Annotated in this window: 17 protein-coding genes; 10 read left to right on the plus strand and 7 right to left on the minus strand. The window is 57.5% G+C overall.

Features of this window, described 5'->3' with window-relative positions:
• Positions 1-57 precede the first annotated feature (57 nt).
• On the plus strand, positions 58-879 hold the full coding sequence (locus LAT62_RS05705) for a hypothetical protein (RefSeq protein WP_293380296.1): 822 nt from the start codon (positions 58-60) through the stop codon (positions 877-879).
• Between the two features lie 27 nt (positions 880-906).
• On the opposite strand, the gene LAT62_RS05710 is transcribed toward LAT62_RS05705, so the two are convergent.
• The 6 genes from LAT62_RS05710 to ppk2 form a co-directional block, all read right to left on the minus strand.
• The gene (locus LAT62_RS05710) at positions 907-1,344 is read right to left on the minus strand and encodes a GNAT family N-acetyltransferase (protein WP_293380299.1); all 438 of its coding nucleotides are present in this window, start codon (positions 1,342-1,344) and stop codon (positions 907-909) included.
• 6 nt (positions 1,345-1,350) lie between these two features.
• Entirely contained in the window at positions 1,351-1,842 is a 492-nt protein-coding gene (locus LAT62_RS05715; protein WP_293380302.1) for a GNAT family protein, read from the minus strand.
• Between the two features lie 81 nt (positions 1,843-1,923).
• On the minus strand, positions 1,924-2,277 hold the full coding sequence (locus tag LAT62_RS05720; protein WP_293380305.1) for a TIGR03067 domain-containing protein: 354 nt from the start codon (positions 2,275-2,277) through the stop codon (positions 1,924-1,926).
• Between the two features lie 130 nt (positions 2,278-2,407).
• Positions 2,408-3,463: an NAD(P)-dependent alcohol dehydrogenase gene (locus LAT62_RS05725; RefSeq protein ID WP_293380308.1), complete on the minus strand. Its 1,056-nt coding sequence runs from the start codon at positions 3,461-3,463 to the stop codon at positions 2,408-2,410.
• A 41-nt stretch (positions 3,464-3,504) separates the two neighbouring features.
• A complete protein-coding gene (locus LAT62_RS05730; protein ID WP_293380311.1) occupies positions 3,505-3,981 on the minus strand; it encodes a GNAT family N-acetyltransferase in 477 nt (158 codons plus the stop codon).
• A 47-nt stretch (positions 3,982-4,028) separates the two neighbouring features.
• On the minus strand, positions 4,029-5,153 hold the full coding sequence (gene ppk2 / locus LAT62_RS05735; RefSeq protein ID WP_293380314.1) for a polyphosphate kinase 2: 1,125 nt from the start codon (positions 5,151-5,153) through the stop codon (positions 4,029-4,031).
• 119 nt (positions 5,154-5,272) lie between these two features.
• Between ppk2 and LAT62_RS05740 the strand changes: the two genes are divergently transcribed.
• The 3 genes from LAT62_RS05740 to LAT62_RS05750 are packed head-to-tail and all read left to right on the plus strand — an operon-like array spanning position 5,273 to position 7,477.
• Entirely contained in the window at positions 5,273-6,025 is a 753-nt protein-coding gene (locus LAT62_RS05740; RefSeq protein WP_293380317.1) for an SDR family NAD(P)-dependent oxidoreductase, read from the plus strand.
• A gap of 35 nt (positions 6,026-6,060) precedes the next feature.
• The gene (locus LAT62_RS05745; RefSeq protein WP_293380320.1) at positions 6,061-7,038 is read left to right on the plus strand and encodes a bile acid:sodium symporter; all 978 of its coding nucleotides are present in this window, start codon (positions 6,061-6,063) and stop codon (positions 7,036-7,038) included.
• Positions 7,039-7,090: 52 nt separating this feature from the next.
• A complete protein-coding gene (locus LAT62_RS05750; RefSeq protein WP_293380323.1) occupies positions 7,091-7,477 on the plus strand; it encodes a DUF302 domain-containing protein in 387 nt (128 codons plus the stop codon).
• 87 nt (positions 7,478-7,564) lie between these two features.
• Here the strand turns inward: LAT62_RS05750 and LAT62_RS05755 are convergent, their stop codons facing one another.
• Positions 7,565-8,452, minus strand: coding sequence for a substrate-binding domain-containing protein (locus tag LAT62_RS05755; RefSeq protein ID WP_293380326.1), 888 nt, complete (start codon positions 8,450-8,452; stop codon positions 7,565-7,567).
• Between the two features lie 209 nt (positions 8,453-8,661).
• Between LAT62_RS05755 and arfB the strand changes: the two genes are divergently transcribed.
• The 6 genes from arfB (at position 8,662) to LAT62_RS05785 (ending at position 15,015) form a co-directional block, all read left to right on the plus strand.
• Positions 8,662-9,075 (plus strand): alternative ribosome rescue aminoacyl-tRNA hydrolase ArfB, encoded by a 414-nt coding sequence (gene arfB, locus LAT62_RS05760; protein ID WP_293380330.1) that lies wholly within the window; start codon positions 8,662-8,664, stop codon positions 9,073-9,075.
• A 412-nt stretch (positions 9,076-9,487) separates the two neighbouring features.
• The gene (locus tag LAT62_RS05765) at positions 9,488-12,280 is read left to right on the plus strand and encodes a monovalent cation/H+ antiporter subunit A (RefSeq protein ID WP_293380333.1); all 2,793 of its coding nucleotides are present in this window, start codon (positions 9,488-9,490) and stop codon (positions 12,278-12,280) included.
• Positions 12,280-12,687, plus strand: coding sequence for a Na+/H+ antiporter subunit C (locus tag LAT62_RS05770; protein WP_293380336.1), 408 nt, complete (start codon positions 12,280-12,282; stop codon positions 12,685-12,687). The genes LAT62_RS05765 and LAT62_RS05770 overlap by 1 nt, the downstream gene beginning before the upstream one ends.
• On the plus strand, positions 12,684-14,219 hold the full coding sequence (locus LAT62_RS05775; protein WP_293380339.1) for a monovalent cation/H+ antiporter subunit D: 1,536 nt from the start codon (positions 12,684-12,686) through the stop codon (positions 14,217-14,219). The genes LAT62_RS05770 and LAT62_RS05775 overlap by 4 nt, the downstream gene beginning before the upstream one ends.
• Positions 14,219-14,746, plus strand: coding sequence for a Na+/H+ antiporter subunit E (locus tag LAT62_RS05780; RefSeq protein WP_293380342.1), 528 nt, complete (start codon positions 14,219-14,221; stop codon positions 14,744-14,746). The genes LAT62_RS05775 and LAT62_RS05780 overlap by 1 nt, the downstream gene beginning before the upstream one ends.
• Positions 14,746-15,015, plus strand: a complete 270-nt coding sequence (locus tag LAT62_RS05785; RefSeq protein ID WP_293380345.1) for a K+/H+ antiporter subunit F — start codon at positions 14,746-14,748, stop codon at positions 15,013-15,015. Before LAT62_RS05780 ends, LAT62_RS05785 begins: the two co-directional genes overlap by 1 nt.
• Positions 15,016-15,025: the final 10 nt, after the last annotated feature.

The raw sequence follows: 15,025 nt of genomic DNA on the forward strand, positions 1-15,025 counted from the left end.
GCTTGAAATACTACAGGTCTGCTGTCCGGCAGTCTGGAACTCACAGGGAGTAGAAGCATGAACATGGTTCGCACGGCTGCAGTATGTCTGTCCTTGGGCCTGGTTGCCTGCGGTTCACCCGGGGGTGGCTCTTCCTCGCGCCCTATGAATCCACTGGATGCCGCCACCAGCGCCATGGGTGAAGCAGCCGGGCGCGCTATCGGAGAGGCCGTTGGCGAGGCCATAGTGCGCCAGTATTCACCACAACTGACGCGTTTTTACACTGGTTACCTGATGCAGGTTGCCTTCAACAGCCAGGGCTACATCCTCACCGACGCCACTCGCGGTTACGAGCCAGGTGAATACACCGAATGGGTGGTGGTAACGGATGACGAAGATGTTCCGGAGAATGTCATGCGGCGTGCGCTGCTGGAGCGTCAGGACGACGGTCAGGAATGGTGGCAGGTGATCTATCAGGACAATGCCAGCGACGACATCATCATCATGGAGGCGCTGTTCTCGGAGAACCGCGAGCAGATGCTGCGCCTGCGTACCCAGTTCCCGGACGATGACGAACCACAGGAAATGCCGGTTGATGACCAGAACTATCAGTCACCTCGGGTACTGACTCAGGAGAGCATTGACGGTGCCACAGAGGGCCAGGAAACCATTGATGTACCCGCCGGCACCTTCGATGCCACTCGGGTACGCTTTGGTGCCGGTGGCGGTCAGGAGACCTGGTGGCTCAGCGATCAGGTGCCGGGTGGTATCGTGCAGCATCAGGTTTCATCGGTGAATGGCGAAGACGCCCCGGACGATGAAGAAGCCATGCCGGGCGATGCCTACACCACACAGCTACAAAGCTATGGCACGGGTGCGACCAGCGAACTGGGGATCTGAGTCAGATTGAGTAACGAGGAGTGCTTGCTAGCAGACCCGATACTCATAGAACAGGTCCCATTCTGACTCGCCGGTTTGTACAAAGCCGTGCGACAGATAAAAGCTGTTGGACCGGCTACCGCGCAGTGCACAAAGGCGCAGCGGAAGCTGCCGATCCTGGGCCAGCTCGATGATGGGTGCCAGTGCCGAAGCACCCAGACCCTGCCCCTGAAAATCGGGATGGACATACAGATGGTCCAGATAGAGATGGTCCCCTTTGTCCTTGAGGACATAGAACCCGATCAGTTGTCCGTCGATTTCAATTTTACGAGTGGCTTCTCTGTCGAAGGCGTCTAAAAACCTGCCGCGAGCTCTGGCCGGATCAAAGCGGCCTATCGCTTCCAGGCTTTCGCGCATGGCCGAAATGCGGAGCTGTACCAGGGATTCTTTTTCGTGCTCCTGAACTTCAGAGATTTGATAGTTCATGGGTTGCTACAGGCTAAGCTTGACGTATATATGGCTGTCATAAAAAACACCATGCTTGAAGCAGGCTTTTTCCTGAATGGACTCCAGATGGTAACCACAGTTCTCAAGAACCCTTTTCGAGGCTTCATTGGGCGAGAACACCGGGGCAAACAAACGAACAATATCAGTCGTTTCAAAGACTGTGTCAGTCATCGCAGAAATGGTCTGCGTTGCCAGACCCTTTCCCCAAAACGGTTCGCCGAACCAATATCCAATCTCTCCGGACCGTGAGCTTTCAAATGAGCCCGGCCTGACACTGACAGTACCGACAAATATGCCGTCGTAGTCAACAGCTTTGACAATGCCCTCTTTCGAGCCTTCCTCAACCCACCAGGTTGCGTCATCCAGGGAATAAGGCTGAGGAATACTCGACGTCAAATACTGTGTGACACGCGGATTGTTCAGGTACTCCACAAGCAACGGTATGTCACTGTCACGATATTCCCGTAGGCTAATCATTGCTCATTATCCTTAAATCCCAATACAAGGGGCTTGGTGAAACAAGAGCCGGCGCACGCAGCATGATAACTTTATCGCCTGTTAGTCCCCAATGCGCTTAAATCGACGAATTGTGTGTCCCTTCACCCCGTTAAAATCCGTTGGTCGAGGCAAGCCCTCGTCAGCAGCGCAGAACTCGAACTCATTGCCTCGGCATGTACATACGGACTTGAAGACCTTTCCAGTATCGGCGCCGACCAAGTCTTTCCAGTCTATCGATGTTGGCTGCTCTTTGGAGTTGACCTCAAAAGATCCTTCGATTTCAATTTCACCATTCCTGCGCACTGTGAAAGCCGAGCCTCGAACCGTCAAGGTGATATCATCAAACTGGTCGATGATCCCGCCATCCTCGTTAGCTGCTAACTGCCGCCAAACTCCCTCCAAGCAGCTATCCATCTATTCCCTCTCCTCAGACTACCGCCAAACCCGCTCATAATTCCGATAAATCGCTGTCTGCCACTACTCAGGACTTCACAATTCAAACAGACACATGTCGTCAGCATAGCTGCTCGCGTGCACTTGATGGTTATGTACTGACGACGATCTTCCCTTTGTGAGCCGAGGTGCCGAAGTGATGAAATGCCTTGCGCACGTCTGCCTCGCTGAACGCGTATACCGAGTCTATCACTGGCTTGAATTTGTCGGACCCGAATAGTTCGTTGAAATAATGAAGATCTCGGTTTGCCTTGAGTGCAACAACAGAAAGCGTCTTTTCACTGGTGCGCCAGAAGCGGAAACGCGAGCAGGCCACCTGCAGCAGCCTGGGTAGCTGCCCACCCACTGTTGCATAAACACCGTGTGGGTTCAGGGCGTGCTCGTAGTCGGCCAGTGGCCTATCCGTCTTTACGTCGAGTATCAAATCGTAGCGTTTTCCGCTGCGGGTAAAATCCTGTGCGGCATAGTCGATCACATGATCGTATCCCCACAGTTTCATCGCCTCCAACTTGGCCGCAGCATCAACGCCCGTCACCTCGACTTGATGCAATTTCAGAAGCTGAATCGCAATACTGCCGACACCGCCCCCGGCTCCGTTTATGAGAACTGTTTGTCCGGGCTTGTGGGTCTGCCCCGCCGCGATTCCCTGCAGGGCCAGCATACCTGCCTGCGGTATGGCGGCAGCTTGCTCAAAGCTCATCTTGGGGGGCTTGAACATCAGAGCGCTCTCCGGTGCACAGACAAACTCCGCAAATCCTCCAAATCCACAGCCGGACAGATCACCAAATACTTCATCTCCGGGTTTGAAACGCGTGACCTTACTGCCAACAGTTTCAACACGTCCTGCTATGTCCGACCCAACTACTATTTTTGGCCGGAGCAGTCCCGTCATCAAACGATTTGGAATAAACGGCGTACCGAGGATCAAAGCCCAGTCCCAGTCGTTGATCGAGACGGCGTGAACCCTGACCAGCACCTCGTCTCCTGCTGGAGCGGGTTTTTCGATTTCGTCAACTTCCAAAAAATCTGGTGATCCGTACCGACGGAGAAGCAGCGCTTTCGCATCCTCATGAGCAATCCCCTCCCCACTGGCGATCTGCTCTTCAGCCTTGTAGATCTCTTCCAGCATATCCAGATGTTCCTGCATCTTTTCGTACTCAATGGGCGACTTTCTAGCTGTTTCTCTCTTTAGCATCCGGGTGAAATATCCTTGACCATGATATCAACCGTGGCGCCCTTGTAATCGCACTGCTCGAAATGCTGCCACCCAAGCTTCCTGTACAGGTCAGCCGCGGATTCAGTAAAGAGATACCATTGGGTGACGCCTGACTGGGCAGCTTCGGTTTCACACCGGGCAATCAATGCGGAGGCGATGCCCTGATGCCGGAATTTTTCTTTGACATAGACCGCAGCCAGCCAGGGGTACAGATCGGGCCTGGTTTTCATATCCAGCTCGATCAGCGCTGCTGAGCCGATCAATTCACCCTCTTTTACGGCAATGAAAACCGACGGGATGCCCTCTCGTCGTGCCGCTTTTTCAATGGCTTCGGCGCGCATATCGAGAGTAAACGAAGGGTTGAAATGGCCCCACTCTGAGTGGTGAAGTTCCGCCAGTTCACGCACAAACTCTATCCGGTCAGCCAGAGGAATAATGTGCACAGTCATTGACTCAGATTGATGAGGAGTCGATAGACCGGACCTCCCGTGAATCACTAGTAGTTCTCCCTGCGGGTATTGGCCCGACTTACAATAAGAGGGTCTATCGAGCCCATGCGTTTGATATCCTTGTTCGGATAGGCGAACTGGTTCAAGACGTGGCGCATGGCATTCAACCGCGCACGCTTCTTGCAGTCCGATTTGACGACAATCCAGGGCGCCTCTGCAGTGTCGGTCTGAAAAAACATGGCCTCCTTGGCCTTGGAATATTCGGTCCATTTGTCCAGGGAAGCACGGTCTACAGGACTGAGCTTCCATTGTTTCAATGGATGACTCTCACGCTCGACAAACCGACGCTTTTGCTCTTCACGCGTGACAGAGAACCAGAGCTTGATCAGATGTATACCTGAACGCACCAGGTTTCTCTCGAAATCCGGCACATGGCGCATGAACTCACGATAGTCGTCATCAGAACAAAAACCCATCACTCGCTCAACACCTGCCCGGTTGTACCATGAGCGATCAAAGAGCACTATTTCACCGGCTGTTGGCAGGTGCTGGATATAGCGCTGAAAATACCACTGGCCTTGTTCGGCAGAGGTCGGCTTTTCCAGCGCTATCACTCTGGCACCCCGTGGATTCAGATGGTCCATGAAGCGCTTGATCGTCCCTCCTTTACCGGCGGCATCCCGCCCTTCGAACAGGATGACCACACGAGCGCCGGTTTCTTTTACCCAATGTTGCAACTTCAATAACTCAACCTGCAGATTGTATTTTTGCTTCTCGTAAGACTTACGACGCATTCGGTTCTTGTAGGGGTACTTCCGCTCGCGCCAATCCGGCAATAGCTCATTGTCCGACTCTTTGCCCAGTTCGGCAATCTGCTGAAATTTGTCGCTGAGCAACGTTTTGTGCAACAGGGCTACATCATCTGGCGACGCGCCGGAGAGTATGGCGCTCAACCGCTCGGAAATATCCTCGATAACAGACTGGTCTGTTTCCTCGGCGCCCTGGGCCGAAATCTCCTTCAGAACAACTTCCAGAGAATCCTGGGCACCCTTGGTGCTTTCACTTGACCTATACGCTGCAATGGCCGCGGGGGTCAGATCCTTTATCGTGTCACCAGATCTGACGGAGTAGTGGTCTTCGATTCCTGGTTTGTCACGTTTCTTTCTGTCCATTGGTTTTCACCCGCCTCCGATCCTCGATCCAATTTCTCGGCCATGTTTGATACAGGTCACTACTTGATCAGCTCGATCAGCCTACCATGAAAAAGTGTCAACCAAAGAGGTATCCCATCATGAGACTTCAAGACAAAGTAGTAATTGTTACAGGCGGCGCCAGCGGTATCGGCCTTGCAACCATTGAACGCGTGCTGGAAGAAGGTGCGTTTGCCGTTATCGGAGACTTGCCCAGTGGCGCTGGCGAGCAGGAGGCAGAGCGTCTGGACAAGCAGTATCCGGGGCGTTGCCGATTTGTGGCTGTGGATGTCACCGATACGGCTCAGGTCGATGCCATGGTTAAAACCACGGTCGATCAGTTCGGCAGTCTGGATGCGGTGTTCAACAACGCTGGTATTGGGGGTCTCTGTCCCGCTGACGAGTACCCGGATGAAGATTTCGAGAACATCATCAACATTAACCTGGTAGGCGTGTTCAGGGTGTCCCGTGCAGCACTTCGGCAAATGTACAGCCAGGGTAGCGGCAGCATCGTAAACTGTGCTTCGATTCTTGGCGTGTTCGGCCAGTCCGACACGGCTGCCTACACGGCTGCCAAGGCTGGCGTAGTCAACATGACCCGCACACTGGCACTGGAAAGCGCCAAGAAAGGGGTACGCGTCAACTCTATAGGCCCCGGCTATATCGACACACCGCTGCTGGCGCAACTGGACGAGGAGATGCGGCAAGGGCTGATCAGCCTGCATCCCATCGGACGGCTGGGCAAGCCGGAAGAGATCGCCAACGCGTTTCTTTTCCTGGCCAGTGATGAAGCCAGTTTTGTCACTGGTGCCAATCTGCTGGTCGATGGCGGCTTTACGGCAGGAAAGTCATGACCTTGGTGAGAAACGTCTTGTTTGGGGTTCGTTGAATGGCTTTTCTGAGCTGGATGACCCGCAAACTGACCATCGCCATCCCCATCGCCATGGGGCTGGGTTTCCTGCTGGGTGTGCTAGGTGATGCTTCCGCACTCTCGGTACTGATCCTGCCCCTGACCTTTCTCATGGTGTATCCCATGATGGTCAACCTGAAACTTAAACAGGTGCTGGAAGGAGGCGATTACAAGGCTCAGGGCATCGCCCAATTGATCAATTTCGGGGTGGTCCCTTTTTTTGCCTTCTGGCTTGGAAGACTGTTCTTCCCGGACACACCCGCACTGGCACTCGGCCTGATGCTTGCGGCTTTGCTGCCGACCAGTGGCATGACCATCTCCTGGACCGGGTTTGCCAAGGGCAACCTGGGTGCCGCCATCAAGATGACGGTGGCCGGGCTCATTATCGGCTCACTGGCCACGCCCTTCTACATTCAATGGCTGATGGGCGCTGATATCCCCGTCGACCTGCTCGCGGTATTTCGCCAGATCGCCGTGATTGTCTTTCTGCCCATGGTGGCTGGTTATCTGACTCAGCGCTACCTAGTCGGCCGCTTTGGTCAGCAAAGGTTCAAGCAAGAGTGGGCACCCCGCTTCCCACCGCTGTCATCCCTGGGCGTGCTGGGTATCGTGTTTATCGCCATGGCGCTGAACGCTGAATATCTGACGGCACAGCCCGGCATTCTGCTCTGGATCATACCCCCGCTGCTCATACTGTATGTCGGCAATTATGCTCTGAGCACCCTGATCGGGCGCTGGCTGCTGCCGCGCGGAGACGCCATTGCCATGGTGTACGGCACTGTCATGCGCAACCTGTCCATCGCTCTGGCGCTGGCTATGAATGCCTTCGGCACAGCCAGTGCGGATGCCGCCCTGGTCATCGCCGTTGCCTTCGTGATTCAGGTGCAGTCTGCGGCCTGGTATGTGAAACTGACCGACCGTGTTTTCGGCCCGGCGCCAGATACTGTTCAACAATGACATTGGCCGGACTGCTACAGGCCGCGCCAGCCTTCAAATTGAGGAAACCGATATGTCCTATACCATTAATCGTCTGATTGCCGATGCTGATTTTGAACAGGTCGACCAGAGAACTCGACAGGCACTGGCTGATCATGGCTTTGGTGTAATGACCGAAATCGACGTCAAGAACACCATCAAGAACAAGCTGGACAAGGAAATGGCACCGTATCGTATTCTCGGCGCCTGCAACCCGACAATGGCCTGGGATGCGCTCCAGGCCGAACCCAGAGCAGGGGTCATGCTGCCCTGCAATGTCGTTTTGCGGGAGGTTGCCGCAGGCATAGAGGTCTGTGCCGTAGATCCGGTGGCGTCCATGGCTGCTATCGAAAACAAGGAACTGACCGACGTCACAAAGCAGGTCCGCGACGCCCTGGCCAAGGCCGTTCAAGCTATCTGATAGCCGATCCTGTACTGAGGGAGATCTGCCGATTCAGGATAACCCCGAGGGCTTGTTTCCACGATATTCGGGTGCCAGGCGGTGAAGTCACCGGGCGTGATCCTGGCCCATAAAGGTCACCGGCACGCTCTGATAGAGCTCCACAAACTCATCGTTCATGGCCTGGTATACGGTTCTGACGCTTTGATACCCCATTTGATAAGGTGACTGCACTACCAGGCCCAGCATGACCCCGTCTTCAACCGCTTGGGTCAGCAGCGGACTGGCGTCAAATCCGATATGCCCCGGTCGGTCAGTCAAGGGCAAACGATTGATCGCCGCCATAGTACCCAGACTGGTGGATTCATTGGGCGTAAAAACGACCTCTATGTCCGGGTAGGCGACCAGCAGATCATAGGCCATAGAGCGGGCCTGACCCACCTGGGTGCCGACATAATCCGCGACAACCAGATTTATTCCCGAGTTCTCGAGAACGCGGATAAAGGCCTCTTCTCGCTCTGTCGTTGTTACCACCGCCGGATCCATACGGAACACGGCAATCAGCCCCGGGTCACCCAGCGCCCTGATCATTTCCCGAGCCGCAAACGCCCCGGCCTCTTCGTTGTCTGTTTTGATTACACTCACACGCTCACCGCCGATGTCACGGTCAACGAACACGGTGGGGATGCCTTCAGCTTTCATGCGGGCAACCGCCTCGCGATGAGTATCGGAATTGGGGGCCAGCACCATGCCGCGACAACCCAGGTGGGTTACGCGTTCAATCAGCGCCCGCTGGGCCAGCACGTTGTTTTCATCCGCCGCGCCGCGGGTATACAGGGTGATGCCCAGTTCCGTCGCCGCTTGCTCAGCGCCACGCTCAACCTCTTCCCAGAACGCATGCCCGCCACTGGCAGTAACCAGGCCGATGCAATCTGCATGGGCATTCAGAGCCGACGAGAGCAGGAAACCAATCAGAGCAAGCTTTGTTGTTTTCATCACGACCTCTAGGCAAAGCATACCGCAACAAGGCAGATACGCCTGCAGTGGTCTGGGCAATCGTTGCAGGCTGCCGGCTACAGGCCAACTTAACCATAGACCGGGAGGGCCTGTTTATCAACGTCAAACCTTATCACCAATACGCAGATGAAACGTTCATTCAGCCTCCGATTTGAGCTTCAGCCACGGCTGCCCTACTATCCCCCACCATGCTGACACTATCCAACACAGTCGAACTCGCCGAATGGGAGATCGAAATCACCCAGATACGCGCCCAGGGCGCGGGCGGCCAGAACGTCAACAAGGTGGCCTCTGCCGTGCACCTTCGGTTCGACGTTCTGAACTCCAGCCTGCCGCCCTTTTACAAGGAGCGTCTGATGGCCCTGTCCGACCAGCGCATCAGCAAGGAAGGCGTGATCATTATCAAGGCACAGTCTTTTCGCACGTTGGAAAAAAACAAGGAAGACGCCCTGCAGCGCCTCAAAGCCCTGATACTGGATGCCGTCAAGCAGCAGAAGCCAAGACGCCCTACCAAGCCTACCCGATCAGCCAAGCGCCGTCGCGTCGACAGCAAGACCCGAAAAGGCAAGACGAAAGCACTGCGGGGGAAGGTGGAGCCCTGAAGCTCTGAGCCTTGTTCAAACAAGCGCGGCCAAGGCCGGCGCCTACAGATGTGCCTCCGTTGTAGGCGCTGGCTTGCCTGCGCTGACGTTCAGGGATGCACTAATGTCGCGGGCGCATGGATGCGCAGGAGCGACCGGCGGCACCAGCCGCCTTTATTGGGGGCCTGCGGCCCCATCGGGCAACGGGGTGCGCTGCTACGTTACCAAGCGCGGCCAAGGCCGGCGCCTGCAAGGGTGCGCAGGCTGGAGGTTTCAGATTTGCGGCATGATCTTGCTTCTTATATATAAGCAATACTTTTTTTCCTGCAGAGGCGGGTATCGGTTCTGAAAAGTCGATATACTGCCCGCCAGTCAGCCTGGCCAGGGATATGCTGGTCGGGAAATGATTTCGACGACGGGACTCGTTGCTGCCATGCTCCTTTCGCTCATCATACTGCTGCCGTTCATCGGAGTCCTGCTGCCGGTGATCTTTCACCGCTATGGGCGCAGCGCCTGCGCCTGGGCCACGGCCATCCCTCCCTTTGCCGGCCTGCTGTTGCTGCTGTCACAGGCGAGTCGGGTATTCGCCGGCGAAGTCCAGGTGGTGCGCTGGAACTGGATTCCGGAGCTGGGTCTGGAACTGGCTTTCCGCCTTGATGGCCTGTCGTTTCTCTTCTGCCTGTTGATTCTCGCCATTGGTTTGCTGGTCATTCTTTACGGCCGCTACTATCTCGCCGAAACCGATCCGATGGGCAAGTTCTTCGGCCTGCTGCTGCTCTTCATGGGTGCCATGCTGGGTGTGGTGACCGCCAGCAACCTGTTGTTGCTGGTGCTCTTCTGGGAGCTGACCAGCCTCAGTTCCTTCTTGCTGATCAGCTACTGGAACGGCCGTTCGGATGCGCGGCGCGGCGCGCGTATGGCGCTGACGGTGACCGGCGCCGGCGGGCTCGCCATGCTGGCTGGGGTGCTGATTCTGGGCCATGTGGTGGGCTCGTTCGATCTGGATGTGGTGCTGGCCTCGGGCGATCTGATTCGCGAGCATGCCTGGTACCCGGTGATTCTGGTGCTGATTCTGCTCGGCATCTTCACCAAGTCGGCGCAGTTTCCGTTCCACTTCTGGCTGCCACATGCCATGTCGGCGCCAACCCCGGTATCGAGCTACCTGCATTCCGCCACCATGGTGAAGGCGGGCGTCTTTCTGCTGGCTCGCCTCTACCCCGCCCTGTCGGGTACCGAACTCTGGTTCATTCTGGTGTCCATGGTCGGGCTGATCACCATGACATTGGGCGCCGTCACTGCGCTGTTCAAGCACGATCTGAAGGGCCTGCTGGCCTATTCCACCATCAGCCACCTGGGCCTGGTGACCCTGCTGTTCGGGCTCGATACCCGGCTGGCAGTAGTGGCTGCACTGTTCCACATCATGAACCATGCGACCTTCAAGGCGTCGCTGTTCATGGCCGTGGGCATTGTCGACCACGAAACCGGCACGCGCGACATGCGGGTGCTGTCCGGCCTGGGCAAGTACATGCCGATGACGGCCATGCTGGGGCTGATTGCCGCCGGTGCCATGGCCGGTGTGCCCCTGCTGAACGGCTTCCTGAGTACCGAGATGTTCCTCGGCGAAGCGGTGGCGCAGCAGGTGCTCGGGGGCTGGAGCTGGGTGATTCCGGTGGTGGCCGTGCTGGCCAAGGTCTTCTCGGTGGCCTACTCCATCCGCTTTATTCACAGTGTGTTCTATGGCCCAGAGCCGACGGAACTGCCCAAGCCTCCGCACGAGGCGCCGTTTTTCATGCGTGCGCCCATTCTGATTCTGGTGGGTCTGTGCCTGCTGGTCGGTATCGCGCCCGGGCTGATCATCGGCCCGCTGCTGGCCGCTGCCGCCGAGACCACACTGGCCGGCCCGATACCCTACTACAGCCTCGCCATCTGGCATGGCTGGAACCTGCCGTTGCTGATGAGCATTTTGGCCATGGTGCTGGGCACAATGGCCTATCTGAACTTCCACCGCCTGCTGGGCCTGTGGGAGCGCCTGCCAGCGATCAATGCGATGGATGCCTTCGAGGACTTTGTGCACGACGTGGTCATTGTGCGGGCACGCCAGTTCACCGGCCTGCTGGAAAACGGGTCGCTGCAGCATTATCTCAGCCTACTGATACTGGGGACCGTAGTGGTAGCAGCCACGGGCCTGTGGGGCCTGGAGAGCATTCGCGGCGACGTCCCTCTGTCACCGATCGACCCGCCCAGTGTGGCCATTGCGCTGATCATGATGGTGACGGCTGTGTATTCAGCCATCTGGCACCATGAACGCATTGCGGCGCTGATGTTTCTCAGTGTGGTCGGCCTGGGCATGGCCCTGGTGTTTGCCCGCTTCTCGGCGCCGGATCTGGCGCTGACGCAGTTGTCGGTGGAAATCGTTACCATTGTGCTGCTGATGCTGATCCTGTTTCTGCTGCCGCCCAAAAGCCCCAATGATTCGACCTATGGCCACCTGGTGCGCGACGGCATTGTGGCCACTTCAGCCGGTACCGGAGTGGGTGTGCTGGCCTATGCGGTGCTGACCCGGCCGCAGGAAACCATCAGTGACTATTTCATCCAGAACAGCGTGTCCGGCGGTGGCGGCACCAATGTGGTCAATGTGATACTGGTCGACTTCCGTGGCTTCGATACCTTCGGTGAAATCACCGTGATGGCCATTGCCGCCATCGGCATCTTCGGCCTGCTGGACGGCATGCGCCTGTTCGACCCGAAGAAGGACCCCAATATCAAATGGGCCAGCGACAAGTATCCACTGCTGTTGCTGATACTGAACATGCCGGTACTGCCCTTGGCGCTGATGGTGGCGGTGTATATCTTCCTGCGCGGCCACAACATGCCGGGCGGCGGCTTCATTGCCGGGCTGATTGTCGCCATAGCGCTGATTCTGCAGTACCTGGCCAACGGCCTGCGCTGGTCCAACAACCGGATGCAATGGGACTATCACCCGCTGGTCGGCGCCGGTGTATTGCTGGCCGGGCTGACCGGGCTGGGCAGCTGGTTTTTCGGTGCCCCCTTCCTGACCTCGGCCTTCGACTACTTCACCATTCCATTGCTGGGTGAAGTCGAACTGGCCACGGCCATGCTGTTTGATATCGGAGTGTTCCTGGCAGTGGTCGGGGCAACGCTGCTGATTCTCGCCAACCTGGGCAAACTGCGCTCTCTCGACACGTCTGCAGAGGAGAATCGCTGATGGAACTGCTGTTTTCCGTATTGATTGCCATCCTGACCGGCACCGGCATCTACCTGCTGTTGCGCGCGCGGACATTTCCGGTGGTCATGGGAGTGGCGCTGATTTCCTATGCGGTGAACCTGTTCCTGCTAGCCATGGGCCGATTGCGTACCGGGCAGCCGGCCATCATCGGCACCGGCGAGTCCTACACGGATCCGCTGCCGCAGGCACTGGTGCTGACCGCCATCGTGATCGGCTTTGCCATGACGGCCTTCGTCACCGTGCTCGCTCTGCGCGCCCGGGGTGAACTGGGCAATGACCATGTAGACGGCTTTGAGGAGCGCGGCCGGGAGCAGGAGCGCCAGCAGTCTGCCAGCGAAGAAAAGCCTGCGGAGCCCGGGGACGACACACAGGAGCCGCGCCCATGATGCAGCATTGGTCGCTGTTCCCGGTGCTGCTGCCACTGTTCACTGGCGCCATTCTGATCTTCATGGCACGGGCCGACCTGAATGCGCAGCGCTGGGTCAGCGTCATATCAGCGGTACTGGGCGTTCCGGTCGCTATTGTGCTGCTGATGCAGGCACAGAGTGGCGCCATCATGGCCTATGCGATGGGCAACTGGCCGGCACCGTTCGGCATTGTACTGGTCATCGACCGGCTGAGTGCGCTGCTGGTCACCATGACGGCCCTGCTGGGACTGATTGCGCTGCTCTATGGCATCCGTGGCGACGACCGCTTCGGGCGCAACTATCATGCACTGTTTCATTTCTTGCTGCTTGGGGTTCAGGGCGCCTTCATGACTGGCGACCTGTTCAACATGTTCGTGTTCTTCGAGGTGCTGCTGATCGCCTCCTATGCGCTGCTGATGCATGGCGCCGGGCCTGAACGCACCCGCGCCAGCTTTCACTATGTCATCCTCAATGTAGCCGGTTCCGCCATCTTCCTGATCGGCATCGGCACTCTGTACGGCATGCTCGGCACGCTGAATCTGGCCGACCTGGCGCTGCGCATTATCGAGATCGACCCGGCAGATGCACCCATCGTGCGCACAGCCGGTCTGATCATGCTGATGGCGTTCGGTCTGAAGGCGGCCATGCTACCCATGTATTTCTGGCTGCCGGCGGCCTACAGTGCGGCCAGTCCGTCTGTGGCAGCGCTGTTTGCGATCATGACCAAGGTAGGGCTATATGCCATTCTGCGCGTGCATGGGTTGCTGTTTGGCGATCATGCCGGAGTGCTGGCGGGCAGTATGCAGATCTGGCTGTGGATTCTGTCCATCGGCACCCTGGCGCTGGCCATCATCGGGCTGGTGGCAGCACGCACGCTGAAACGCGCGGTGTCCTACCTGGTGGTCATTTCCGTGGGCACCGTGCTGACCACACTGGCGATCAATGATCCCAATGTGCTCAGCGGGGCACTGTATTACCTGATTCATTCCACCTTCGTGGTGGCCGGCCTCTATCTGCTGGCAGACCTGATCGGCGCGCAGCGCGGTACCACTCGAGACTACCTGACGCAGGCACAGCCGCTGGTGCAGCCCAATACTCTGGGTGTACTCTACTTCATCGGTGCGACGGCCATTATCGGCCTGCCGCCGCTGTCCGGTTTTCTGAGCAAGGTGCTGATTTTCCGGGGCACGGTGACGCACCCGCTTGCGCCGCTGCTGTGGACTTTGTTGCTGCTGGCCGGGCTGATTGCCCTGATTGCACTTGTGCGGGCCGGCAGTACCCTGTTCTGGCGCACCAACCGCCAGCCACCGGGTCGTCGCAAGGCAGACCCGATCAAACTGGGGGTCACCGCCTTTACACTGCTGCTCAGTCCGGCTCTGGCTATATTTGCCGAGCCGGTGATTCTGTTTACCGAATCCGTGGCGCTGCAGCAGAATGCACCCTGGCTGTACATTCAGGCAGTACTGAGCAGCGAAACCACATCCCTGATTACCACCGGGGGAGGACTCTGATGACAGACTCGACACCACCGGCAGCGCCCGCACGCGATCCGCTCTGGCTGCGCCTGCTTCCGCACCCGCTGATCAGTCTGGTGATTCTGGCCGCCTGGCTGGTGCTGGACGGCAACCTGACCCCCGCCAATGTGCTGCTGGGGGCCTTTCTGGCCTGGGCGCTGCCCCGCATGACACGTCGTTTCTGGCGCCATCCGGTGCATGTCCGCTCCTGGACCGGGCTGGTGCGGTTTGCCATCATCGTCATTTGGGACATCATTACCGCGAATCTGCAGGCAGTGCGCCTGCTGCTCAAATCACCCCAGGAACTGAAGCCGGCCTTTTTTGTCATTCATCTGGAACTGACCAACCCGGTGGCCATCACGGTACTGGCCAATACCATCACGCTGACGCCAGGCACGGTCAGTGCGGACCTGTCTTCCCGCCAGGAGCGGCTGCTGGTGCATGGCCTGCATGTGCCGGACGTCGAGGCCGCCATTGCACAGATCAAGGCGCGCTATGAAGCACCGTTGAAGGAGATATTCTGATGCTGCGCATTGCCGTCATCATCGCCATGCTGATGTTTACTGTCTCCGTGCTGCTGAACCTGTATCGCATGGTGCGCGGCCCGGATCTCGCAGACCGCATTCTCACCCTGGACTCGCTGTATGTGAATGCCATCGCCATGATCATTCTGCTGGGTATTTTCCTCGGGTCGACCCTGTTTTTTGAAGCCGCCATGCTGATTGCCATGATGGGGTTTGTCGGCACGGTCGCCGTGTGCAAATACCTGTTGCGCGGCAATATCATTGAATAACAGTCGGAGG

It is taken from the genome of Natronospirillum sp., from assembly GCF_022565775.1.
Lineage (GTDB): Bacteria > Pseudomonadota > Gammaproteobacteria > Pseudomonadales > Natronospirillaceae > Natronospirillum.

Coding starts and splice junctions, on each gene's coding strand:
- LAT62_RS05770 (WP_293380336.1), top strand. CDS start 12,280: ATGGAACTGCTGTTTTCCGTATTGATTGCCATCCTGACCGGCACCGGC.
- LAT62_RS05715 (WP_293380302.1), bottom strand. CDS start 1,842: ATGATTAGCCTACGGGAATATCGTGACAGTGACATACCGTTGCTTGTG.
- LAT62_RS05720 (WP_293380305.1), bottom strand. CDS start 2,277: ATGGATAGCTGCTTGGAGGGAGTTTGGCGGCAGTTAGCAGCTAACGAG.
- LAT62_RS05730 (WP_293380311.1), bottom strand. CDS start 3,981: ATGACTGTGCACATTATTCCTCTGGCTGACCGGATAGAGTTTGTGCGT.
- arfB (WP_293380330.1), top strand. CDS start 8,662: ATGCTGACACTATCCAACACAGTCGAACTCGCCGAATGGGAGATCGAA.
- LAT62_RS05775 (WP_293380339.1), top strand. CDS start 12,684: ATGATGCAGCATTGGTCGCTGTTCCCGGTGCTGCTGCCACTGTTCACT.
- LAT62_RS05740 (WP_293380317.1), top strand. CDS start 5,273: ATGAGACTTCAAGACAAAGTAGTAATTGTTACAGGCGGCGCCAGCGGT.
- LAT62_RS05710 (WP_293380299.1), bottom strand. CDS start 1,344: ATGAACTATCAAATCTCTGAAGTTCAGGAGCACGAAAAAGAATCCCTG.
- LAT62_RS05725 (WP_293380308.1), bottom strand. CDS start 3,463: ATGCAGGAACATCTGGATATGCTGGAAGAGATCTACAAGGCTGAAGAG.
- LAT62_RS05745 (WP_293380320.1), top strand. CDS start 6,061: ATGGCTTTTCTGAGCTGGATGACCCGCAAACTGACCATCGCCATCCCC.
- LAT62_RS05785 (WP_293380345.1), top strand. CDS start 14,746: ATGCTGCGCATTGCCGTCATCATCGCCATGCTGATGTTTACTGTCTCC.
- LAT62_RS05755 (WP_293380326.1), bottom strand. CDS start 8,452: ATGAAAACAACAAAGCTTGCTCTGATTGGTTTCCTGCTCTCGTCGGCT.
- LAT62_RS05765 (WP_293380333.1), top strand. CDS start 9,488: ATGCTCCTTTCGCTCATCATACTGCTGCCGTTCATCGGAGTCCTGCTG.
- LAT62_RS05750 (WP_293380323.1), top strand. CDS start 7,091: ATGTCCTATACCATTAATCGTCTGATTGCCGATGCTGATTTTGAACAG.
- ppk2 (WP_293380314.1), bottom strand. CDS start 5,153: ATGGACAGAAAGAAACGTGACAAACCAGGAATCGAAGACCACTACTCC.
- LAT62_RS05705 (WP_293380296.1), top strand. CDS start 58: ATGAACATGGTTCGCACGGCTGCAGTATGTCTGTCCTTGGGCCTGGTT.
- LAT62_RS05780 (WP_293380342.1), top strand. CDS start 14,219: ATGACAGACTCGACACCACCGGCAGCGCCCGCACGCGATCCGCTCTGG.